The organism is Sphingobacterium sp. UBA7038 (assembly GCF_002494055.1).
Classification (GTDB): Bacteria; Bacteroidota; Bacteroidia; order Sphingobacteriales; family Sphingobacteriaceae; genus Sphingobacterium; species Sphingobacterium multivorum.
In genome coordinates, this window is record NZ_DLAV01000013.1 from 242959 (window position 1) to 266570 (window position 23612).

The following is a 23612-nucleotide window of genomic DNA, read 5'->3' on the forward strand; positions in this document are numbered from 1 at the left end:
GGACAAAATTGCCATTTCTATATGATTATTGCTATATTCGCAAGATTCGATCGTAAAGATATATGCAACATTTACAACAACTCGTGATAGAGGCGATAGAGACAAGTCAATTTCCTGAAACACCATCAAATTTATATGATCCGATACGGTATATATTGACTTTGGGCGGAAAGAGGGTTCGACCAGTGCTGACATTGATGGCTGCCGAATTATTCGGTATGCAAGAGATGGATGAAATTATCCCTGCAGCCAAAGCTGTGGAGTTTTTTCATAACTTTTCACTGATCCACGATGATCTGATGGATAAGGCTCCTTTAAGAAGAGGTAAAACGACAGTTCACGAAAAGTGGGATGCTAATATTGCCATATTGTCTGGAGACGGCTTGTTGGTCAAAGCGTATGAGGAAATTTCAAAGTGTAATCCTATTTACCTGCCTGCAACCTTGAAAATTTTGAGTAAAGTGGCTATGGAAGTATGTGAGGGGCAGCAATTAGATATGGATTATGAAAGTCGGGATTCGCTGACAATGCCTGAATATCTTGAGATGATCCGTCTTAAAACTTCGGTGTTATTGGGCGGAGCGTTACAGTTGGGTGCTATTTTGTCTGGAGCAGATGAGCAGCAACAGCAGCTGATCTACGATTTTGGAGAAAATGTCGGCTTAGCATTTCAATTACAGGACGATATCTTGGATGCATATGGAGATCCAGATACCTTTGGAAAGATCGTTGGTGGTGATATCATGATCAATAAAAAAACCTTTTTATTGGTGAAGTTGATGGCGGTAATTTCGGACGACGATAAGATAGTCTTACAAGGCTTATTGGACACATCTATAGCGACTGCTCCATCAAAAGTAGCGGATATGCTTGCCTTATACGAGAAGTATGCGATTAAAAGTGCTGCCGACGAATTGAAAGATATATATACACAACGGGCATTTGAAAAAATGGAAGCATTGAATGTACCAAATGATCGCAAAGAAGCGTTATTAGTGTTAGCAAATAACCTTTTGGTAAGACAGCAATAAGTATAAATTCTATTAAAATTCGTATCTTGCCTGTAAATGTTTTTTTTGTAAGAAAATAATTAAATAAATTTTTAGATTACGTTCATGGAGCCTTTAAAAATCACCGTATTTCAAGCATATTTATTCTGGGAAAATATCGAGAAGAATCTAAATAATCTTGCATTGAGACTTTCCTCATTGCGTGAGAAAACGGATGTTATTATTCTCCCCGAAATGTTTAATACAGGCTTCACGAATAATGTCGAGAAATGTGCAGAACCTGCAAATGGACCTACAACAAGATGGCTATTTGAAATGGCAAGCTCACTTAACTGCGTTGTTGCCGGTTCTTTGATTATCGAAGAAGGTGGGAAATACTATAATCGCTTTGTATGGATGTTCCCTGATGGTAAATATGTAAAATATGATAAACGTCATCTTTTCGGACTATCTAAAGAAAGCGAGTACTTCGAGCCAGGAAATGAACGTATCCTGGTGGATATCAAAGGATGGAAAATTTGCCCAATGATCTGTTATGACCTTAGATTCCCAGTCTGGTCTAAAAATCAAAATGGCGCCTATGATATTTTAGTGTATACGGCCAGCTGGCCGGATAAGCGTTCTGCACATTGGAGAGCCCTTATTCCGGCACGTGCAATAGAAAACCAAGCTTATGTTGTTGGGGTAAACCGTGTTGGGCACGACGGTAATGATATTTACTATTCTGGTGGCTCTATGTGTATATCGCCTCTTGGTGACGTGGTGTATTATAAACCGGAAGATGAGGACTTGTATACCTTTACCTTAAATCCGAACGACCTGTTGGAAGCACGTGAGAAATTTCCTTTCTTAAAAGATTCCGATTCTTTTACAATCGGATAACATCCTCTAAATTAGGTACAATTGCAAGCATTAATTTTTTCTGAGAGTGCCTGATCTTATTGGTCAGAAAGAACCTTCAGTTTGATTTAATTGCTGTTGGTGTTTGCAAAGTTATGAAGGTTTTGTTTGTATCCTTTTTATTTATTAAATTCAGTCTAGTATAAATCAAATTGTTATGATTTATCAACATCTACTTATGACATGTTGATAAAATTTTGTTTGAGACAGTTAGATTAAAGCGTAATTTAGGCTAACTATTAGCCAGAATACGTTTAGCTTTTTCTCATATTGGATTAAAGACGACGTTTTATTATTAAAATAAGTTGCGTAAACAACCATAACCATTATTCATATGTTAGACCAAGATTTAGTATCACAAGAGTATTTTTATAATTTCTTAACAGGGAAGTACTCAATAGCAGTTATGCGGAGATTACAGCGTAATCTCAAGGAGGCCGGGTTAAACATTACTTCTGAACAATGGAGTATCATGTATAACCTGTGGGTAGAAGAGGGGCTTACCCAGCAGGAGCTTGCTGTTCGCACATTTCGAGATAAACCAAGTGTCACTCGATTAATTAATAACCTGGAACGGGTAAATTTGGTTATCCGCGTTAATGATAAAAACGACAGACGGTCCAATCTGATCTATTTAACAAAAATAGGACGAAAGATGAAGGATGAAGGAATGAAGCAGGCAAAAAATACTATTGAACAGGCCTTAGGGGGCTTGGCCGACGATCAAATTGCCTTATCAAATACCATTCTGCATCGCGTATTGTTTAATTTGAAATAAAGATACTTAGTGGGGGGATTTTATAAGGGAACTATCAGGGTATAAAAAAGGTCCCCTATGTTGAATACATAGGGGACCTTTTTTATATGAATTTCTAGCAGTTAATCTTCGAAAAGTTTGCTCTCGAAATCTGTGTGGCTATTGACCAATTTGCCTTCAGTTCCGAAATAGATTTCCTGAAAACTTAGTGTCCGGATAGCATCTACCTTACGATAGAATTTATCTGCCGATACATCCGAAAGTGTTTTGAAACCACAAGCTTCCATAATTTCGACTGTAGCACGTAATGTGTTGCGGTGGAACTGAGCAACACGTACATATTTATCGTTTACGTCGAGTCCTTTGTATAAATGCGGCTGTTGCGTGGCAACCCCAACCGGACAGACGTCTTCATTACACTTAAGTGCTTGAATACAACCTAAAGCGAACATCATACCACGAGCACTATAACATGCATCTGCGCCTAAGGCAATGACTTTCAAGATATCGAAACCCGTTACAATACGGCTGGATACGATAACTTTAACATGTTTTTTCAAACCAAAAGCAATCAAAGTTTTCGTTACAAATGCCAATGCATCGTATAATGGCATTCCTAGGTTATCTGTAAACTCCAGTGGAGCAGCTCCCGTACCACCTTCTGATCCATCTACGGAGATAAAATCCGGGAAGATCTGCGTGTTTTGCATGGCGTGACAGATGTCGATAAACTCATGTTTATCGCCGATACAAATTTTGAAGCCGATAGGCTTCCCACCCGATAACTCGCGCAGCTGTTGTATGAAGTGCATCATTTCAGTCGGTGAGGAGAAAGCGCTATGTGCTGGAGGCGACATCACATCTGTTCCTGGAATGACGTGACGAATAGCCGCAACCTCAGGTGTATTTTTTGCCGCTGGAAGGATACCTCCATGACCAGGTTTAGCGCCTTGTGAAAGTTTCAATTCGACCATCTTCACGTTTTCACGATTGGATTTTTCTCGGAAAAGTTCCGGATCAAATTTTCCCTCCTTATTACGGCACCCAAAATAACCTGTACCCACCTGCCAGATTAAATCACCCCCATTGTTGTGGTAATCGCTGATTCCCCCTTCGCCGGTATTGTGTGCAAAGTTTTGAAGTGCAGCACCCTTATTTAATGCCGTTATCGCTGTTTTACTCAATGCACCGTAACTCATTGCCGAGATGTTGAACACACTTAAGCTATAAGGTTTTTTACAGGCTGCATTTCCAACAGTGGTACGCAGGTCGTGATTTTCGATATGGCAAGGGAAAACAGAGTGTGCAGCCCATTCGTTCCCGACAGCCTGTGGATCAGTCTGCATACCAAATGCGACAGTTTCACGTTGATTTTTTGCACGTTGGTATACGATCGAACGCTGTCTTCTGTTGAAAGGACGTCCATCCATATCCGATTCCCAAAAATATTGTCTCAATTCAGGACGAATAGATTCGAAGATATAACGGAAATATCCAACTAAGGGATAATTGCGTAGGATGGCATGTTTGGTCTGGAAACTATGGTATAACGCGATCAATAGCAATGGAAATGGGATGATAAGCAGCCAAAACCAGCTTGATGTAAATATAAATCCAAATGATACAATGATTAAATTAATCACAATCATTATTGAAAGAATGAGTTTTCTAACTTCCATAGAAAATACGATTGTTTAGTTTTAATTCGCTATTTTAATGTTTAGCCCAACTGATTATTTTATTACTCAATTAGCATTCCAAAATGCGCTTTTGGACGAAGCAAATGTACTAAAGTTCCTGAAGTAAATGGATATATTTACCCCTTGGAGGTAAGTTTTGATAAGTTTATAACCGTTTCTAACAAACTATTTTCTTTTAGTAATCTCCTGCGACAAAAGTTGATAGATTTGCTGTAAATCTGGTTTATTGCTAATAAATTGCAAATGTTTTTGCATTGTTGTGCTGTCCTGTCGGATCGCTGGTCCTGTCTGAACTGTTATTGGAATATGATTTTGCACTTTTTCTGCCGTCTCCAGGATGATTGGTTTAATTAGATCAAAGGACAAGTCGTTTTCTGCTAAGAGCTCGTAGGCCATCTGATAAAGGATGTTAGTAAAATTGTTGACCATAACCGAGGCAAGGTGGATGGCTAAACGCTGCTGGGAATTACAATAGATGCTCCGCGGTGCAAATGTCTGTGCTACCTGAAGTAGCGCGGCACTATTTTCATCCGTGTTACCTTCAACACAAAGTGGGACGGTCGAAAAATCGACTGCTTTATTTTTGGATAATGATTGTGGTGGATAGATGACTCCCGCATTTTTAAATCCGGCCAGTACAGAAAGATCGGTTGCTCCCGAACAATGAATAACAACACCTTTTATATCTTTTGGTAGCGCTTCTACCAGCGACACAATGGCCTGATCGGTAACGGCAATGAGGTAAAGATCAGCATGTAGGTCTAGTTCAGATAGTTGGTCAATTGCTGCGCAATGAAGAGCAAAGGCCAATGCATTTGCATTGGCCTTTGTTTTACTGTAGATCTGAACGATATGATGTCCTGTTTTTTGAAACTGTTGTCCAAAATGCGTAGCGGCATTACCGCTTCCTAAGATCACAATGTTCATTATTTAAGTGCTTTTCGTTTCTCCTCTTTATTTCTTCTCACAATGGACATGATAAAACCAATGGTCATGACAATCGTTCCACACCAGAAAAAGTTGATGTATGGGAATTTAATGGCTTTAAATACGACCCATTTCTTTTCTGGAAGCGGCTTTTGATAAACCATGATTTCCAGTTTATCCTTGTCAGGTTTAATTCCCGTAAATCTGAATTTAAGCCCTTGCTCGTTGACATCTTTATTGAAGTCATAAACACCACCGTCTTTAATTAAGTAGATTGGTTGTACCTCATACTGTTTGTTGTCGGCCGAAAATACTTTTATTTTCAATCCAACCATAACATCACTAGGACCTTTTGGAATTTTCTCCAGGTGAGCTTCTTTGTTTAAGCCTTCAATGACATAATATCCATTGCGGTAGCGTAGGGTATCACCGATATTTACCTGATACGTTGCCGGCTCCTCGTAGTCTTCGAAACCAGTTTTGTCTTCTGCCGGAACTTTCGCATGTGTTGCCTGACTTTCAGCTGCAGCTGCGGTAATCAGTGTATACACGTCATGCGTGACATAATGTTTGGTCGCTGGAGTACCAATCAAACCGCCCATTTTCGCGTTGTTTTGTGCAAAAGGTTGCAGCACAAAATGCTCCTTCACTTTACCTGTTTCTTCGTCGATCCGCTCGTATTTTATTTTATAAAACGTATTTGGAGCCACAATGCTATCACCGATATAGGTTATTTTGTATTCCCCCATTTGTACAGGTTCACCTTCGGTCAAGAATAAGTTGTCGCCAGGTTTCTCTACCTTGTCAAATCCCGATACAGCAATGTAACCTGTGTTGTTGACCGAGATGACCTCGTTGGTTGCTGCAGCCACCATGGCACCGATAAGTAGTAATCCAAAGCCGATATGGGCTACCGAAGAGCCGGCCAGCTTCCATTTACCTTTGACAGCGTCACCCAATACACGGATATTCGCCAAAATACAGAAAATACTTGCGAAGGTGATCAAAATATAGATCAGGTTGGTATACGTCTTCGTAAAATAGACGACAGCAGCCGTTAGAATGAGAGACACAACCAACGATGCTACCGTAGAAGCCAAAAACTTGCGGCTATCGGTACGTTTGTATTTTAAAAATTGTGTAAATCCGGTTAAGATCATAACGATCACTGCAAAACCCGATTGCCACTTGTTATAATGTTGGATCGGATCCAAAGGTGGAGCTACCTTGGTGCCAAAGATCTTGTTGAACACTGGAATTGATGTTGAAGCAATGATCTGTGCGCATGCGACAGTCAATACCAAGGCGCCAATAAACATCCAGAATTCTCTTGAATAGATATCCTCATCCTTTTCTGTGATGGGCATCTCTTTCTTTTTGACGGTAAGAAATACGACCATGATTACCAAAAAGACAACATTGAATAAGATCAATTGTCCGCTCATTCCCAGATCGGTAAAGGAGTGTACAGAAGTCTCTCCAAGGACACCACTACGTGTCAGGTAAGATGCATAGATAACAAGTACAAAGCTGATCATCGCCAAAAATGTAGCGGTGAAGTAGGAGTGGCCTGAATTCTTATAAGCAATCATGACGTGGACAGCAGCAATCAGGGTAAACCAAGGAATAATTGATGCATTCTCTACCGGATCCCATGCCCAGAAGCCACCGAAGTTAAGTGCTTCATAAGCCCAGAATGAACCCATGATAATACCTGCGCCTAAAATCATCACGGCAAATAAAGCCCAAGGAAGTGCTGCATTGATCCATTCTTTGTATCGCTTGGTCCAAAGAGCACCTGTTGCATACGCAAAAGGGACGATCATCGACGCAAAGCCAAGGAACAGTGTTGGTGGATGAATTACCATCCAGTAGTTTTGAAGCAAAGGGTTCAAACCATTACCGTCGGTGATAAGTGAAAGATAGTTAGCTTCTCTAAAGATTGGAATATCCATTGCTTCACGTAATAGGATAAACGGAGAGCTACCGATACGCAGACCGAAGATTTCCACACCAATAATCATGGAAGCTAAAAATGCTTGGCATAACATGACGAAAGTCATGACAGACGATTCCCAGCTTTTTGCTTTAAACAGCAAAACAGAACCTAATACTGTTTGCCAGAACATCCAGAGCCAAAAACTACCCTCCTGACCTTCCCAAAAACTGGAAATGATATAGTAGGTAGGGAGTGTCTTGGACGAGTGCGCCCAGGCATAATTATATTCAAAAAGATGATTGTATATAATATAAAATAAAGTTGCACCAATCGCCACTACGGAGACCGCATTAGCCCAAAAGGCCATACGTGCAATTTTTTTCCATGAATTCTCTTCAGGGTATTTTGTTGCAAAAAAGTAACTGATACAAGATAGAAGTGCAGCACCAAAAGAAAGTACAATAAAGAATTGTCCGATCTGCCCTGGTAGCAGGTGCTCACCAACGTAATTAACGTCCATTGAAAATTGATTTTACGAATTAATTATTGAAAGCAGTAGCATTGATCTCGGTGACGACCGATTTATCGTTATATTTTGACGGACATTTCATCAATATCTTACTTGCCCTAAACACATTTCCGTCCATTTTTCCTGTCAATACAATTTGCTCTGAACGTTCAATATCTTGAGGTTTGGCGCCTCTAAAAATCACTTCACATTCTGTACCTTCGTTGTCGCGCATGAAAAACGAAAATTTGTTGGCGTCAGTTTTGGGATCATAATGAAGCGCTTTGTCTTTATTCAATTGACCTACCACATATAGTTCGGTTTTCTTTTCTTTAGCTTCGGTAAATGTCGAATAGGTACTTGAATCGGTATAGATAACAAGTATCATGGCAATTGCGACAGCAATGATAGCGATTAGAATAATTGAACTTTTTTTCATTTGTATTTACTTATTTTATAAGTGTTTGATCTCATCGTATAAATGAGCTCGTTTCACCCGGTTTGTTTTTTCTTAACGATGAATAGCTATTCCAATCTGCCAGATATCCTCCTGTTTTTTCAGAAAGATTATTACCCAAATCTGACAACGTTGTGCTCACTAAAATCCCAAATTGATTACATTTGAGACCTAATCGAATGCAAAATTACAAATAGATTCGCTAAGAAAGGAATAATGCAACTTTTCCATATTATTTATATCTATTCTAAATAGTTTGAATTAATTGGAAAAATAAGCTAGATTCGAATGCTTTTGAATAATTTGAAGTGAAATTTGCTATTTTGGTTCTAATGATATCGCATGAATTTTACAATTGCCTGTTAATATGAGTGTTGCTTTGCGATTTTTAGGCCTCTTTTGGGCTGTTATATTCCCCTGCTTTTTTGTTTTTGGACAGGTAAAATTCCGTAATCAGGAAATTGCTATCCAAAATGACAATGACGTTTATCTACTGACCGGTCAGGACCGCTATTATACCAATGGTATCAATATCAACTATAGGATTGCGTTGCCAGGGAAAACAGATAGTCAGACTTCAAATACGGTATTGGATTTTGAAATAGGCCAACGGATTTACAATGGTATCAGTATCATTGACTATAGACGGCAGGAAAAGAAATACGATAGACCATTTGCAGGTTACCTCTATTTTAGTGCTGGAGTAACGCGGTTTTTACAGCACGATCAGGTTGTTGAGCTCAAGACTGAATTGGCGCAGATCGGCCCTAAATCTTACGGTGAAGAAGCACAGAAGTTTATCCATCATCTCTTTGGGATGTACGAGGCGACTGGTTGGGATACGCAGCTTGGAAATTCCTTTGGTATTGATTTAAGTGCAATCTATAAAAAAGGACTATATCGCAGTCAAAATCAGCAATTCGATGTCGGAATTATAGGTGAGGGGACCATTGGATTAAATAATACCAATATGGGAATTGCGGCCCCGCTTCGGTTGGGGAAGCTGAAATCCTATCAGGCATCCACCTTTACACATGGGCATTTGACACAGGGAAGAGCGAACAATGATAAAGAATGGTATTTTATCTATCAACCAAGCGTGTCTCGTATTTTTTACAGCGCAACGGTAGAAGGAGGGAGAGGTAAAAATGATCCCATAGGTAAGTTATACACGATTCAGCCTTGGATGCTTAGTCACCGCATTGGTTTCAATTGGTCTAACCACAAGATCAATTACGGTATCAATTACATCTTCAATTCGAAAGAGCTCAAATCGGTGTTTCACCGGCATCAATATGGCGAGTTGTTTTGTGCCTACCGTTTTTGATCAGCCAGCCATAAGTAGGACCCACATGGATCCGCTTGATAGGATCTTCGTTGGTCCAGCGTTCAAATGTTTTTCGTTTGGAGATTGTTTAACCTGGGTTTTCGGGAATAGGGTCAGCCAGTTTTTGCCCGATCAATCTGGTGGTGAGCATAGCGGCCACGGTATCTCCAGTAGCATTGAGCATTGTTGCCAGGGGATCGACGAGGGTTGCTATGATCATAATGGAAGGAATCACCTCCGTTGGCATCTGATAAACCGATATGATCAGCATTTCTCCGATGTAGCCACCATTAGGAATACCTCCGGCTACGATGCTCACCAGTAAAGTAATGCCAACCGCCATAATCAGATTGGCTGGATCAAAAAATTCCTTTCCGCTTAATAAAAGTGCGATATAGATTTTAAAGATACAGGCGATCGCGGATCCATGCTTGTGCAATGTTGTGCCTAGGGGAATGACGACACTAGCGACGCTGTCCGGGATTCCAATTTGCTTGGCTGCAAGTAAGTTGGCTGGCATGGTGGCGAGGCTACTGCAGCTGCTCAATGCGGTCAAGGAAGGCAATATGTTATTTTGCCAGTAACGTTTAATTCCCTTTAGCCCGAATGCAAAAAAAGCGAATAAACTGAATACCGTGAAAAAATAGAAGATTCCAAAAAAGTAATATAGACCGATAGGTTTGGCATAAAAACCAAAGAGCTGAGGGCCTAGTGTTCCAACCTGATAGGCAAAATATGCTCCCAAACCAATGGGAGCGAGGTTCATGACCATCACGAGCAGATTTCCCATCACAACATTGCCCGAGTTTATAAATTTACGGAAGGTCTCTGCAGATGCCCCTGATTTGCGCGTAGCAATGCCAACGAGGAACGAAAAGATGACAAAGGCCAGCATATTTTGTCGTGATAATAAACTTGAAAATTCGCTAACGGTTAAAAAGCGGACCATTTTTTCACCCCAAGAATCATGAACAACTGTTTCTATGATTTTGTTTGTTTGTTCAATAGCCAGTGGAGCATCTACTGGAAAGAGGTAAAGGAAGCAGATGCTTGACAGTCCGGCGACGACAATACCCAGTACAAATACGAAGGACATCATGCCGATGATCCTTCCCAGTACACTGTCGCCATTGATATTCGCAACAGATGAGGATATGGCAAAAAACACCAATGGTATAACGCTGACAAAGAGGAGGTTTAGGAAAATGTCACCGATCGGTTTAAGATTGTTGACGATATGCGGAAAGAAGATGCCGATCAAACTTCCAATACTGATCCCAAGAAGCAATAGTAAAATGCTTCCATAGTTATGTATAAAAGTTTTTGCAGAATATTTCATTAGGTTTTACAATAGTTAATGTATTTAGGATGCTAAAGTAATCTTTTTAAATTACTTTATGCGTATCTATTCATTATTGAAATGCATTGCCGAAAAGAACGGCTTTCTTTGATTACATCCTTTAGCTTTTTTATCTTTGATCAACATAAGGCACTATATGCTGTGCGTGCTAGGTGATCAATTTTAAAAAGCTATCTTTAGCGACAGCATTAATGAGGCATTGCTTTTAAGGATCTATTGGTTGAAATATTTAAAGAAAATGGAATTTGTAACGACAGGAGACGGTTCGAAAACGTTGTTTAATGCGGAAATAGGTGAATGTTATCATTCTAAACACGGAGCGGTACAGGAAAGCAGGCATGTTTTTATAAAAACAGGGCTTGACCACTATGTACAAACAACAGGGGCAATCGACGTCGGGATCCTAGAGGTTGGGTTCGGGACAGGGTTGAATTTTTTGCAAACAGCTGACTTTCTTAGCGATAAATCCGTTCAGGTGGAATATGTCGGAATAGAGGGCTTTCCCTTGCCTTTGTCCACTATTGCCGCAACGGGCTATGAGGCGACGGTACATCCGACCGTATGGGCAAGCTATTTGAATGCATACGAGCAGGCTTTGTTGGGAAACGTACAGATTAACGCGTACTTAAAGCTTCATATTGACCATACCTTATTGATGAATTTCCAATCGGATCGCTTATTTGACGTTGTTTATTTTGATGCTTTTGCGGCAGTGCATCAGCCTGAGATGTGGAATGATGCTGCCTTGGGACATATCGCGCAGTTTGTTAAACCTGGCGGTGTTTTTGTGACTTATGCTATTACCGGAAACCTCAAACGCAGTATGAAAGCATTGGGCTTTTCAATAGAGAAGACGCCTGGTGCACCTGGCAAGCGTGAAATGCTTCGTGCGACTAAGTTATAAGAAGGGCGATTGTCGACTTTAAATTATTGTTAACTGCTTGGTATTCTAAAAAGTGTTTTCTAATTTAGCCCAAAATAGAGGCGCTAACCTATTCACCACTTGTGGTTTATATTTTACTACTAATGACAGATTCGCAGTTGATAGACAGTTTGAAGACAGATGGCCAGGAAGGATTTGTTGCGATTTATCGTAAATTCTATAAACAACTGTTATTCTTTATACTTGGTTATCTGAAGGAAAACCGTGTGGCCGAGGAAATCGTGGCCGATGTTTTCGTTAAGGTATGGGAGCGTAGGTCTGATTTTTATACAATGGAAAATCTAAAGGCCTTTATCTATATTTCGGCAAAGAATGCGAGTCTGAATGTTATTCGGTCGGAGCGTTCTAAAGGCATCCATGAATCCTTGACAAATTATGAGGATCTGTTGGTAGATGATCGCGACGTTTTCTCAAAAATGATTCATGCGGAGTTAATCCACTCTATATTTATTGAGGTCGGAAAGCTTCCGGAAAAACAACGGGAAGTTTTTAATATGACCTATCTTGAAGACAAGACTGTCGAAGAGATTGCAGAAGAGCTTCAAATGAGCCCAACTGCTGTATACACAAACCGTTCCCGTGCGATACATACCATACGAACCTTGTTGGGGACTAAAAATGCATTAACGCTCCTCGCGTTTTTATCTTTAGTCGGCGAGAATTAGCCGGGGCGTATCCGATTTTATACCCCGCTATTTATTCTGTTTTGACCCTTATCTTTTTATTTTCTGATTGGTTTTCTAAGCTTCTGCGCTGTTTTTTTACCTGTTTAATATTTTTTTACTTTTTTATGTAAGATTCTGTGAGTCGCCGTGTTTTTATTGACGAAAGAAACGATGACGAAAAGTATGCATGGTACAGACCACATTATAACACTTCTGAACTCCTATTTAAAGGGTGAAATTCATCCTGATACACATGTGGAACTCCGGTTGTTATTTGAACAATACCCAGAATTGCAGAGCATGTTAATGGAGTTAGAAAATCCAGAAAACCTTCAGCAAGAACTTAAAATTTATGAAAGTCTTTTTGAGGCTGATGCAATAAAGGCAGAAGAAAGGGTTTTGTCGACCATTTTAGATCGAATTGACGTAAAGTCAACTGAGCAGCAGGTGAGCTGGTTCAAAAAATATCGGTTGTATGCTGCTGCTGCGGCATGTATCATCGGTTTAATTGGGCTGGGGACTTGGAAAATGAAACAAGATGAACAAGCTCAAACTGTTGTTGATCCGATACTCCTGGCTAAAGATCTTGTACCCGGAGCCAATAAGGCAAGGCTTCAGCTTGCCGACGGAACGCATGTAGACCTGGATGGGCGTTATAGTGGGATTTTAATGGGAAGTAAGATCCAGTATAGCGATGGTTCGGTTGCAGTGAATACAAAAGAAGATAAAGGACAGATGATGGTCTTGTCAACACCTAGAGGTGGGCAATATCAGATTTCCCTGTCTGACGGTACTAAGGTGTGGTTGAATGCCGATACGCGCTTGCGTTATCCCAACAAGTTTATAGGCCAAACACGTGTTGTAGAATTAGATGGTGAGGCTTACTTTGAGGTCGAAAAGATGCGGGATAAACCTTTTGTGGTTGTGACCAATAAAGAGAAAGTCGAAGTATTGGGAACTCATTTCAATGTTTATTCTTTTCCGGGAGAGCAGGAATCAAAAGTGTCTTTGTTGGAAGGTAAAGTAAAGGTATCTGTGCCTATAGGAAAGGAAAGACTGCTTGTTCCCGGAGAACAGGCTTTGGTGAATGGCGAAGAACTCTCTGTTCAACAAGCCGCTGTAGAGGAAAGTATTGCCTGGAAGAATAATGAGTTTACATTTAACGATGAACCTTTGGGAACGGCATTGACACAAATAGCGAGATGGTATGATATTGATATCGAAATAGCTCCAAGTGTGTCGAAAATTAGGTTATGGGGATCAGTATCGCGTTTGGACAATTTTGATAAGGTACTTAAGATTATCAAAATGACAGACGATAAAATAAAAGTTCAGATTGAAGGAAGGAGGGTGAAATTGATGAAATAAGAATACATTAAATCATTATTTCGTCCTTTTAAGGAGCTGAGGAAGGTGGCACTTCCCCAGCAAATTGGTTCGAGATATAATAAAACTTACTCAACTGTTTATTAAACTAACAAAACCAACCAAATGTAATGAAAAAGTATAAATACCTCATTATTATGAAAATGATTATTATGCTTCTTTTGTTTAGTATCGTGCAGCTTCAAGCTGGAAGTTTCGCTCAGACGGTGCGTATAAAAAAGAAGAATAGTCCTATTGTTGATGTATTTCGGGAAATCAAAAAACAAACTGGATATACCGTATTATGTAAATCAGAAATTATCAGCAATAGTCCTAAGGTCAGTGTGGATTTTAATAATCTCTCCTTAGACCGGGCATTAAATGAACTGTTGTCTCCTAGAGGTCTTAGCTACATCAAAGAAGGCAATTCTATTATTGTGAAGATTAGTGATAACAGTCGTCTCGAGCAGTATGCGCCGCTCACAAATGTAGGCTGGCTAGCAGAGCAAAGCCCTGTTCAGGGCAAAATTACCGATCAGGATGGCAAAGTGCTTGCTGGGGTAAGTGTAGCCGTAAAGGGCGGAAAAAAAGCAACTGCATCAGACGCCAATGGAAATTATACAATTGCTGTAAGCAGAGGGTCAATTCTGGTATTTAGTTTTGTTGGCTATGAGCGTAAAGAAGTAGAAGTGAACGGAGATGTCTTGAATGTTAGCATGCATCCAAGTCTATCGAATCTGGCAGAAGTCGTTGTCACTGGTTATGGTACATTTAAGAAATCGGACTATACTGGCTCTGCTTCAACAATACGTACAGAGCGTATGTCAGATGTACCAGCAGTAGATTTTTCGACAATGCTCCAAGGTAATGCACCTGGAGTGCAGGTTAATTCCCTATCGGGTCAGCCAGGAGGTTCAACGGATATTCGAATACGGGGTATGGGGTCTATCAATGCAGTCAATAGGCCGCTTTTTGTTATCGATGGAGTGCCAGTGATGTCGGGCGATATCTCTTCTAGCAGTTCAAACAATGCTGGTCTCGATGTCATGTCTACCTTGAGTAATGCAGATATTGAGCAGATTACGGTGATAAAAGATGCGGCAGCAGCTTCGCTTTATGGCTCCCGGGCAGCAGGCGGTGTTATCTTGATCACAACCAAATCGGGCAAGGCCGGGAAACCTGTATTTTCGTTCAAAGGTGACTATGGGCTTTCCAGTCAAGCGACAGATTTTCGTGAGGTAATGAATGGTCCGCAACGGCGCGAAATGCTACTTGAAGGGCTTCGCAACAAAGCACGTTATATCGACAAGTTGACTGACGAAACATTGATTGAAGATTTTGCACAAAACAATATTGATAAATATGCACCGCAACCCTGGAGCGGCTGGACAGATTGGAAAAAGGAACTATTTCGTCGCAATTCACCGTTTAGAAACGCAGACTTGTCAGCTTCCGGTGGGGATTCCAAAGTCTCATACTATACATCATTGGGCTATACCAATCAAACAGGCTTGTCTTATCAGTCTGGTTTTGAAAGGTTAACAGGTCGTTTGAATGTGAAATACAAAATGAGCGACAAGCTAGAACTTGGGGCTAATATTTTATATTCAAATGTGAACCAGGATGTTAATTCGGAAGGCGGAACTTACACATCACCGATCTATTCATCACGTCACAAACTGACTGCTTCCGAACCTGTATATAATGAAGACGGTAGCTTCTTTTTGGATTTTTTCTCCAATGGTCCACGTAATCCGAAAGCATCATCATTGTATAATTACCGTCGGGAAAAAGCAGATCGATCGTTCAATACCGTCTTTGCAAACTATAAGTTTATGGATGGTCTCGTTTTCAATACAACCTTCAGTTTAGATCATACAACGACTCGATACAACTCCTGGTCTGATCCGCGGACTTCAGATGGTGAGAAGACAAATGGTTCATTGTCTACAAGTTTTACCGACTATAATCAAATGGTGTGGCGTAATAGCTTGACCTATACCAAGACATTTGCGGCGAAACACCATTTGGATGTTTTGGGCGGTTATGAAGTCAACCGTTACCGCAGAGATGGGATGGATGGGGCCAAAGATAACTTCCCTTCGGTAGAAAAGATTGTACTTTCCAATGGTTCGGTGCTCACTGATCTTTCCGGGTCGAATACGGAATGGCGATTGCTGTCGTATCTTTCGCGCGCCAACTACAATTATGATGATAAGTATTTCTTAGGAGGAAGTGTGCGCATGGATGGTAGTTCAAGGATTCATCGGAGCAGCCGTTGGGGCACATTTTGGTCACTGTCAGGCGCATGGAAGTTTACGAAAGAGAGTTTTATGGACTCTTTGAACGATGTGCTGACAGATGGAAAGATTCGGGTGTCTTATGGTACAAACGGTACTTTGCCTTCAAGTTATTTCACCTACATGGATTTAACAGGATTTGGCTATCCGTATGGGAATAATCCGGGGATCAGGGAAACACAGATCGGAAATCCAAACCTAAGATGGGAAAAACAGAATAACCTTAATATTGGTTTGGATGTTCGTTTATTTGATCGATTGGGACTTACATTCGAATGGTATAGAAGGCAGTCATCAGATTTATTGAATGATATGCCGACCTCCTTAACAACGGGTTTCGGATCTTACCTGACAAACATTGGAGCAATTCGAAACTCGGGTATCGAAGTGGATCTGAATGCAGATATTCTACGTGACAAAGCGTTCAAATGGAATGCGAGTTTGAATTTCGGTATGAACAAAAATAAGACAATAGCTTTGGCCGATGGTAGTGAGGAATTACGCGATGGTACGTCAATACATCGTATAGGCCAGCCTTGGTATAGTTATTATCTTATTGAGTTTGCTGGAATAAACCGGGAGACTGGGGTACCTCAATATTATGTCAATGACCCTTCAAATTTAGGATCAAGGGATATTACAGAGGATTATACTAAAGCTAATCGTATTCTTTACAAAAGTGTCGATCCAAAACTGATCGGTGGGTTTACCAATACGTTCCGGTATAAGATGTTTGATCTGAATTTCACCTGGACTTATTCACTTGGCGGCAACTCCTATGACAGTGGTGCAAGCAAGACTGAACTAGGCGGAAAAACTGGCTATGATAATATACCACAGTATTATGAACGGAGATGGCAGAAGCCTGGTGACGTAACCGATATCGAGATGTTTATGGTCGGGAATACTTACGATATGAGTAGTGTGGCCAATACACGTCGTGTCCATTCTACGGATCATATTCGATTGAAGAATATGACTTTTGGTATTTCTTTGCCACAGCAGATCTCGCGTCGCCTCAAAGTAAGTAATATTAGGGCATATTGTTCGGGCGTAAACCTATTGACGTTTGCAGCCTACAAAAACTATGATCCGGAAGTACCTGTAAATGGTACCGTGTATTTTGAGTCCCCTAAATTGAAGACAGTAACCTTTGGTTTGGATGTTAAATTCTAAAAAAAGACTATGAAAAATATATTATCAATGGTATTGCTCTCTTCCACTCTTTTGGTGGGATGCGGTGACCAATGGTTGGAGAAAGCGCAACCGAGTACATCAACAGAAAGTTCGCAGGCTATAAAATCTGTTCGTGATGCGGGATATGCCTTAAATGGTATTTATGATATTATGCGCGGATATGAATACTATGGCGCAAGAATGACCTATTATGGGGATGTGACAGGAGAAGATATGTTGGCTAATGGTGATACAAAAAGAGCTGCAAAGTATTATCTTTTTGACTTTAATAAAGATAATACACCTAGTTCATTGTGGTATCAACCCTATCGCGTATTAAGAAATGCCAACGGTATTTTGACCTATGTAAATGGTGTTCCAGAAGGCCAAATGACGGAAGAGCTGGGAGATATCAAAGGTCAGGCCCTCACACTTAGAGCAATGGCCCATTTTGATCTGGTGAAAGTTTTTGGAGCTCCCTACACAAAAGACAATGGCGCTTCTTTAGGCGTACCGATCGAAACTGAGAAACATGCTTCTACCAATAAACCGGTGCGAAATTCGGTTAGGGATGTTTACAAACAGGTGATTGAAGATCTGGAAAACGCAGTGAACTTGTTAAGTGCAGCGAAAAAGAATGGTAAGCTGAATAAATTTGGTGCTCAACTACTACTCGCCAGAGCTTATCTCTACACGGGAGATCATGCAAAGGCTTTTGCGCTGACAAATCAATTCATTAAAGATGCCGAAGCGGCACAGAGTTCGACAAAAGGGCAATACATCCTGTGGACGAATAGTGAGTATGCCACTGTTTGGTCAAAGGATTTTACCAGTGAAATTTTGTTTGGACTATCCGTTCTAAAGACAGAAAGTGGGCCAGGAAAAGAGGGGATCGGCAATTTATTATGGCGTAATGGGTATAATGATATTATTCTGTCGGATGATTATATGAATCTGATTAAGAATGATGCAAACGATGTACGTCATAAAATCATTACCAAATATACCAGCAAGCAAGTTGATTATTATTATCTAAATAAGTATCCGGGCAATACAGCTGATGGGGAGAACCCGGAGTTTGCAGATATCCCGGTGCTTCGTCTTTCGGAAGCTTACCTGATTGCTGCTGAATCGGCGGTGAAGCTAGGTGACAATGCGAATGCTTTAAAGTATTTGAATGCGATTGTTACACGTGCAAATCCGGCAAAATCTATTAGTGGTGTAGTTACTTTAGAACGCGTTATGGAAGAACGCCGTCGTGAACTTGTAGGGGAGGGGCATCGTTTGTTTGATGCTATGCGCAATAATATGCGTATCGAACGAAAGGGCGCTGCCCATGTTTCACCTTCATTGAGACCGGAAACAAAATCCTTTGATCGGACATTTTTTAAAACTTTAATGGCCATTCCAAGGGTTGAAATTGATGCAAATAATAATATTGTTCAGAATGAAGGATATTAATATCGTATGAAAATTCATTTAAAAGCAAAGCACGGTGGTTCCTATGGAATCGCCGTGATCTGGTATTTGTTTGTTCTATTTGGCGTTATGCAAGGTACTGTTGCCCAAAGCGCTTTGGAATTGGGGAAGTTTGACGGTCCTTATTTTTTTTATGAAAATGGTGACAGTAGTTGTATCCGTGTGGAACATGGTCAGGTGTTGTCCGAAAAATCGGAGCATATAAAAGCCTTTAAGGTTTCGACGGAAGACGGTAAGCACCAATTTGAAGTTTGGCGTCATCCCATGGTGGCTCCTGCCTGGTCCTATCGTCCAAGCAAAAAGATTGTGGTCTTGTCGGATCCGCACGGTGATTTTGAATCTTTCTATTCGATTCTCAACGCGCAGAAGGTCATAGGGTTAAACTACGAGTGGACGTTTGGGAGTAATCAGCTTGTCATCATAGGCGATGTGTTTGACCGCGGGAAAGATGTTTTGCCTATCTTTTGGTTGATCTATAAACTTGAATACGAGGCTGCAAAAGCTGGCGGGCAGGTCCACTTTTTATTTGGTAATCATGAAGAGATGGTTTTACGCGGAAATTATAAATATACGCAAGAAAAATACAAAGCTTTAGCAGAGAAGGTAGGTAGGGATTATCGTGACTTTTGGTCAGTAAATACGGAGTTGGGGAAATGGTTACAGACAAAGAATACCATGGAAAAGATCGGGGATAATCTGTTTGTTCATGCCGGGCTAAGTGCAGCGATGTTGGATCCTCAATGGTCGATCTCAGCGGTCAATGACTCGGTACGTCATCATCTTTTTCAACAGAAGGAAGAACGGCAAAAATCGAAAGCTGCTACTTTCCTATTTGGCAGTGAGGGGCCACTATGGTACCGCGGAATGGTTCGTGAAGAAGAAAAATATCTTCCCTTGCCACAAACAGAGTTAGAAAAGTTAATGGATGTATATGGTGCTCGAAAAATCTTTGTAGGGCATACCATTTTTCCGGAAGTAAGCAAATTTTATGCGGGTAAGGTCTATGCTGTGAATGTTGCCAATGAAGCCAATCGCCTGAAGGGCCATAGTCGTGGAGTGCTTCTCCAGGGGGCTAAGGTTATCATTCTTTATGACGATGCTAGCAAAAATAAATACTTCGCCTCTAATTTATAAGCCGCTTAGCAAGTTGATATAATTATCGATAAAATGCAGTTTGTCTTTGGATTTATATTGTTGAATATAGCGCGGATGGTCGAGGACGGTCATTTTTCCAAACAACTTTTCTTCCTTGTTGATCTTGGCGAGAAAGGTTGCATTTTTCTTTCCGAGGACAAAGACCTCCTCTGTGACCAAGCCCATGGAAATGTGCTGTTTTAGGGAATCCAACATAAAGGGGCGGACCATGTCAAAAAGTTGCTTGTCGTCGTAATAGTTTGCATTGATCCAGTTGTTGGGTTTTGTTTCTCGGACAATCGCGAGGGGAAATGGCGAATTGATGTAAAACTGTTTGTAGAAGATCTCTGGGCCACCATAAGCTTCAATCATATCGTACATAAAAACCGAAGATACTTCATGGGTATGTGCGGATTGCATCTCTATGCCACATGCACTAGCTAATCTTTTGGTGTCTGTAAAAGGAACTCCCGTTACACCAGCACCGTGTCTGCTCGGATTAATGCCGATAATGAATTTTCTGGTTAGATTATCATTGTAATATTTCTGGTAGAACTGTTCCATTACGACTAATGTTTCGGGGTTATCAAGGTAGGGGTTGATAACATTGAATTCTGGGGGAAGACTTCCTTGATAATGAAGGTGTTTATTGAATAAAACTACTTTTTCTGCAAATGTTAGCATCGTTCGTGTGTTTAAAAACAAAATACGATTTTTAAAGAACAAAAAAACAAAGCCGGGTGNNCACCCGGCTTTGTTTTTTTGTATCTTGGGTCAGGATTAGTGACCTTGTGTGCCGTCTACACCATGTGAATGCCCGTGAGACAATTCTTCTTCAGTAGCAGGACGTACAGTTAAGATTTCGATATCGAAATTTAATGTTTTGCCAGCCATCGGGTGGTTTAAGTCAGCGACAACTACTTCTGGAGTAACCTCAGCTACTACAGCGCGGAATTGGTTTCCTTGGTTGTCTTGCAAAGGCAATACTTCTCCTACTGGAGGTAAACCTGTTTCTTTGAACATATCTACTGGCAACTGTGCGAATGCCTTGTCATCTTTTTGACCGTAAGCATCATCCGGTGCCAATTCAAATGAAATTTTATCACCAACGTTTAAGTCTGCGATGTTTTCTTCGAATTTAGGTAACATCATACCTACACCATATAAGAAATCTAAAGGTTGTTCTGCAGTTGTTTCTTCAACGAAAACTTTTTCACCGTTTTCTACTGTGTGAAGTCTGTACGTCAATGCTACGACGTCGTTTGCTTTTATAGCCATCTGATTTTGATTTTTGGAAGCCCGAGGCTACCGTTTATTAAATATAATTTATTAACGCTTGTATGGAATCCTGTGGTAGACTGCAGGTCCTGTTTTTACAAAGATATGCTTTTGTCTCCTTTCCGACTCTATGTTCGAGCAATGGAAGATTTTCTTCTGTACCGCCAAGAACAATTTTATTTGGAATATAATAGTTGCCGAGTTCATTTTTGAAAGCCATTGCTTTATCCCCCGTCAATGCAATTTCATTGATTCCATATATTTCTTCTAGCAATAATATTGCCCAATTTGAATAAGCCGAACCATAAGTCTTGATTTGCGGGAATACATTCGCCAGCAATTGGTCTGTAATGGCGATGTAATTTTCATCATCAAAAAGCAAACCTAATCGTTTCAGCTGACGAACCATTGTCGACGAAGAGGATGGAATTACATTATCCATAATTTCGCTTTTCCGTGCGATGAGTTCCTCTGCCTGCGACGATGTATAGTAGAATGTTTTTTGTGATCCATCGTAAAAGAATGCAATGGCCTTATCAGCGAGCTGTCTTGCTTTTGTGAGCCAATTGAGGTCAAATGTCGCCTCATATAATGCTATAAAGGCTTCAATAGTGAATGCATAGTCATCTAAGAAGCCTGCGATCGCTCTATTGTTATCTTTTGGTTGGTGCAATAACTGGAGATCGTCTTGAATAAGATGTGTACAGATAAACTGGGCATTGTTTAAAGCGAGTTCAAGGAAATGGCTGTATCCAAGACTGTGATAGGCATCTATTAGTCCTTTTAGAAATAGCGCATTCCAAGTGGTCAGCTGCTTATGGTCGAGTCCCGGACGGATCCGTTGTTCACGATAGTTGTATAATTTTTTCTTTGAAATTTTTAGAAAATCTGCCCATTCGTCAGCTGACATATTGACCTTTGTTGCTAACTGGTCTGCATTAATGGCGCAAATAGGAATGTTGGTTTTCTCCTCCTCCCAGTTGCCGACTTCGGTTATGTTAAAATATTGCCCGAGTAGGGGGGCATCATCGCCCAATACCTCGTCAAATTCAGCTTTGGAGAAGGAATAGTATTTCCCTTCAATGCCCTCGCTATCGGCATCTAAAGCGCTATAGAAACCATGGTTTGGAGCAAGCATTTCACGCTCGGCCCAAGTAATCGTTTCTTCGATAATCCGTTTATAGAATGGATCCCGACTTTGTTGATAAGCTTCGGCATACAGGGACAGTAGCTGGCCATTGTCATAAAGCATTTTTTCGAAGTGGGGAATATGCCAATAATGGTCCACCGAATAGCGGGCAAAGCCACCTCCGATCTGGTCATATATACCACCAGATGCTATCTTTTTTAATGTAAAATGGACATGATCTAAGATCTCCCGATCGTCGGCAAGTACGCCATATTTTAGGAAGAATAACCAATTGTTTGGTAGCGGAAATTTGGGCGCTCTTTGATAACCACCTTCTTTTTTATCGAACATCTCGGTCCAAGGGGCAACAATTTCATTTAAGTCGTCGATTGTGTATTGCGCTGGAATAGGATTGATGGGAAGTTTCTCGGCCCGTTGAATACCATTGTTTAGCTTTTCGGCATATTCGAATGCAACTTCTGGTTTCTCAGCCCACATTTGTGCAATTTGCAATAAGATATTCTGCCAGTCGTGCGGTTTGAAATAGGTACCACCGTAAATAGGTCTTCCATCGGGCAAACAGATACAATTCAATGGCCAGCCGCCAGCGTTGGTCATCAGTTGCACGGCAAGCATATACACTTGATCAATATCGGGGCGCTCTTCACGATCGATTTTGACCGATACGAAAAACGTATTCATGGTTTGGGCGATGGCTGAGTTTTCAAAACTTTCACGCTCCATCACATGGCACCAATGGCAAGCCGAGTAGCCAATGCTTACGATGATCAGTTTATTTTCGTCTTTTGCTTTTTTTAAAGCTTCCGGCCCCCAGGGCATCCAATCTACTGGATTGTGTGCGTGCTGTTTAAGGTAGGGTGAATTTTCAAATTGCAATTGATTCGCCATAGGACGAAGGTAGTGAAAAAGTAATTATTAACGAGGCTGTTGTATTGATTATCCGTTTTTTAGCGTATTGTAAAGAGGAAGGTTATTCTTTTTTTAATAGGGGACTGACTCCTTTTTCAGGATTTGACAAGAAGAAAGGGCTAATTGAACGTTTGATCAGTTTTCTTTATGAAAGTAATCCTTACTTCCGTGAACCAAAGGGACTGAAAGAATTTAAGGGAAAATTTGATCCCTGCAGGGTTGAGAAATTTGTGGTGTATTCACATGATTTGGATTTGATTTCAGTGCCTTTGGTGATTGATAGGGCACTGAAATCAAATGTGGGCAAGTGATAAGCTGATCTTATCTG

Annotated in this window: 19 protein-coding genes; 11 read left to right on the top strand and 8 right to left on the bottom strand. The window is 40.7% G+C overall.

From position 1 onward, the window contains the following. Positions 1 to 62 precede the first annotated feature (62 nt). The 3 genes from B3H30_RS08085 (at position 63) to B3H30_RS08095 (ending at position 2688) form a co-directional block, all read left to right on the top strand. A complete protein-coding gene (locus B3H30_RS08085) occupies positions 63 to 1031 on the top strand; it encodes a polyprenyl synthetase family protein (RefSeq protein ID WP_145329940.1) in 969 nt (322 codons plus the stop codon). An 84-nt stretch (positions 1032 to 1115) separates the two neighbouring features. Next, on the top strand, positions 1116 to 1892 hold the full coding sequence (locus tag B3H30_RS08090) for an amidohydrolase (protein WP_046672799.1): 777 nt from the start codon (positions 1116 to 1118) through the stop codon (positions 1890 to 1892). A 352-nt stretch (positions 1893 to 2244) separates the two neighbouring features. After that, positions 2245 to 2688 carry a MarR family winged helix-turn-helix transcriptional regulator gene (locus B3H30_RS08095; protein ID WP_070560735.1) on the top strand — a complete coding sequence of 148 codons (444 nt, stop codon included), beginning with the start codon at positions 2245 to 2247 and terminating at the stop codon, positions 2686 to 2688. A 101-nt stretch (positions 2689 to 2789) separates the two neighbouring features. Here B3H30_RS08095 and B3H30_RS08100 read toward each other — a convergent pair whose 3' ends face one another. From B3H30_RS08100 to B3H30_RS08115, 4 genes are all read right to left on the bottom strand, one after another. Beyond that, positions 2790 to 4346 carry an FMN-binding glutamate synthase family protein gene (locus B3H30_RS08100; RefSeq protein WP_075994264.1) on the bottom strand — a complete coding sequence of 519 codons (1557 nt, stop codon included), beginning with the start codon at positions 4344 to 4346 and terminating at the stop codon, positions 2790 to 2792. 186 nt (positions 4347 to 4532) lie between these two features. Continuing rightward, positions 4533 to 5294, bottom strand: a complete 762-nt coding sequence (locus B3H30_RS08105) for a Rossmann-like and DUF2520 domain-containing protein (protein WP_286833870.1) — start codon at positions 5292 to 5294, stop codon at positions 4533 to 4535. Further along, positions 5294 to 7753 (bottom strand): heme lyase CcmF/NrfE family subunit, encoded by a 2460-nt coding sequence (locus tag B3H30_RS08110; RefSeq protein WP_286833871.1) that lies wholly within the window; start codon positions 7751 to 7753, stop codon positions 5294 to 5296. Before B3H30_RS08110 ends, B3H30_RS08105 begins: the two co-directional genes overlap by 1 nt. 19 nt (positions 7754 to 7772) lie before the next feature. Next, positions 7773 to 8180: a cytochrome c maturation protein CcmE gene (locus B3H30_RS08115; RefSeq protein ID WP_070560728.1), complete on the bottom strand. Its 408-nt coding sequence runs from the start codon at positions 8178 to 8180 to the stop codon at positions 7773 to 7775. Positions 8181 to 8565: 385 nt separating this feature from the next. Here B3H30_RS08115 and B3H30_RS08120 point away from each other — a divergent pair, with 385 nt between their 5' ends. Beyond that, positions 8566 to 9525 (top strand): lipid A deacylase LpxR family protein, encoded by a 960-nt coding sequence (locus B3H30_RS08120; RefSeq protein ID WP_286709647.1) that lies wholly within the window; start codon positions 8566 to 8568, stop codon positions 9523 to 9525. Positions 9526 to 9613: 88 nt separating this feature from the next. On the opposite strand, the gene B3H30_RS08125 is transcribed toward B3H30_RS08120, so the two are convergent. Further along, positions 9614 to 10864, bottom strand: a complete 1251-nt coding sequence (locus B3H30_RS08125) for a dicarboxylate/amino acid:cation symporter (protein ID WP_286833873.1) — start codon at positions 10862 to 10864, stop codon at positions 9614 to 9616. A 259-nt stretch (positions 10865 to 11123) separates the two neighbouring features. On the opposite strand from B3H30_RS08125, the gene mnmD reads away from it, so the two are divergent. The 6 genes from mnmD to B3H30_RS08155 all read left to right on the top strand — a co-directional run bounded on the left by mnmD (position 11124) and on the right by B3H30_RS08155 (position 19947). Further along, a complete protein-coding gene (gene mnmD, locus B3H30_RS08130; RefSeq protein ID WP_286709649.1) occupies positions 11124 to 11789 on the top strand; it encodes a tRNA (5-methylaminomethyl-2-thiouridine)(34)-methyltransferase MnmD in 666 nt (221 codons plus the stop codon). 122 nt (positions 11790 to 11911) lie between these two features. Continuing rightward, positions 11912 to 12493, top strand: a complete 582-nt coding sequence (locus B3H30_RS08135) for an RNA polymerase sigma factor (RefSeq protein ID WP_286709650.1) — start codon at positions 11912 to 11914, stop codon at positions 12491 to 12493. A 171-nt stretch (positions 12494 to 12664) separates the two neighbouring features. Further along, complete coding sequence (locus tag B3H30_RS08140; protein WP_286833876.1) at positions 12665 to 13861, top strand: FecR family protein; 1197 nt, start codon at positions 12665 to 12667, stop codon at positions 13859 to 13861. Positions 13862 to 13989: 128 nt separating this feature from the next. Next, positions 13990 to 17334 carry a TonB-dependent receptor gene (locus B3H30_RS08145; protein ID WP_286709652.1) on the top strand — a complete coding sequence of 1115 codons (3345 nt, stop codon included), beginning with the start codon at positions 13990 to 13992 and terminating at the stop codon, positions 17332 to 17334. 9 nt (positions 17335 to 17343) lie between these two features. Next, positions 17344 to 18795: a RagB/SusD family nutrient uptake outer membrane protein gene (locus B3H30_RS08150; protein WP_115046586.1), complete on the top strand. Its 1452-nt coding sequence runs from the start codon at positions 17344 to 17346 to the stop codon at positions 18793 to 18795. 6 nt (positions 18796 to 18801) lie between these two features. Beyond that, the gene (locus tag B3H30_RS08155) at positions 18802 to 19947 is read left to right on the top strand and encodes a metallophosphoesterase (protein ID WP_286709653.1); all 1146 of its coding nucleotides are present in this window, start codon (positions 18802 to 18804) and stop codon (positions 19945 to 19947) included. Here B3H30_RS08155 and B3H30_RS08160 read toward each other — a convergent pair. From B3H30_RS08160 to B3H30_RS08170, 3 genes are all read right to left on the bottom strand, one after another. After that, a complete protein-coding gene (locus tag B3H30_RS08160) occupies positions 19942 to 20631 on the bottom strand; it encodes an SMUG2 DNA glycosylase family protein (RefSeq protein ID WP_286709654.1) in 690 nt (229 codons plus the stop codon). The genes B3H30_RS08155 and B3H30_RS08160 overlap by 6 nt on opposite strands. A 96-nt stretch (positions 20632 to 20727) precedes the next feature. Beyond that, on the bottom strand, positions 20728 to 21225 hold the full coding sequence (locus tag B3H30_RS08165; RefSeq protein ID WP_075994257.1) for an FKBP-type peptidyl-prolyl cis-trans isomerase: 498 nt from the start codon (positions 21223 to 21225) through the stop codon (positions 20728 to 20730). A 37-nt stretch (positions 21226 to 21262) separates the two neighbouring features. After that, the gene (locus B3H30_RS08170) at positions 21263 to 23263 is read right to left on the bottom strand and encodes a thioredoxin domain-containing protein (protein WP_286833881.1); all 2001 of its coding nucleotides are present in this window, start codon (positions 23261 to 23263) and stop codon (positions 21263 to 21265) included. 44 nt (positions 23264 to 23307) lie between these two features. Here B3H30_RS08170 and B3H30_RS08175 point away from each other — a divergent pair, with 44 nt between their 5' ends. Beyond that, positions 23308 to 23595, top strand: coding sequence for a phosphatidylglycerol lysyltransferase domain-containing protein (locus tag B3H30_RS08175; protein ID WP_286833884.1), 288 nt, complete (start codon positions 23308 to 23310; stop codon positions 23593 to 23595). Positions 23596 to 23612 lie beyond the last annotated feature (17 nt).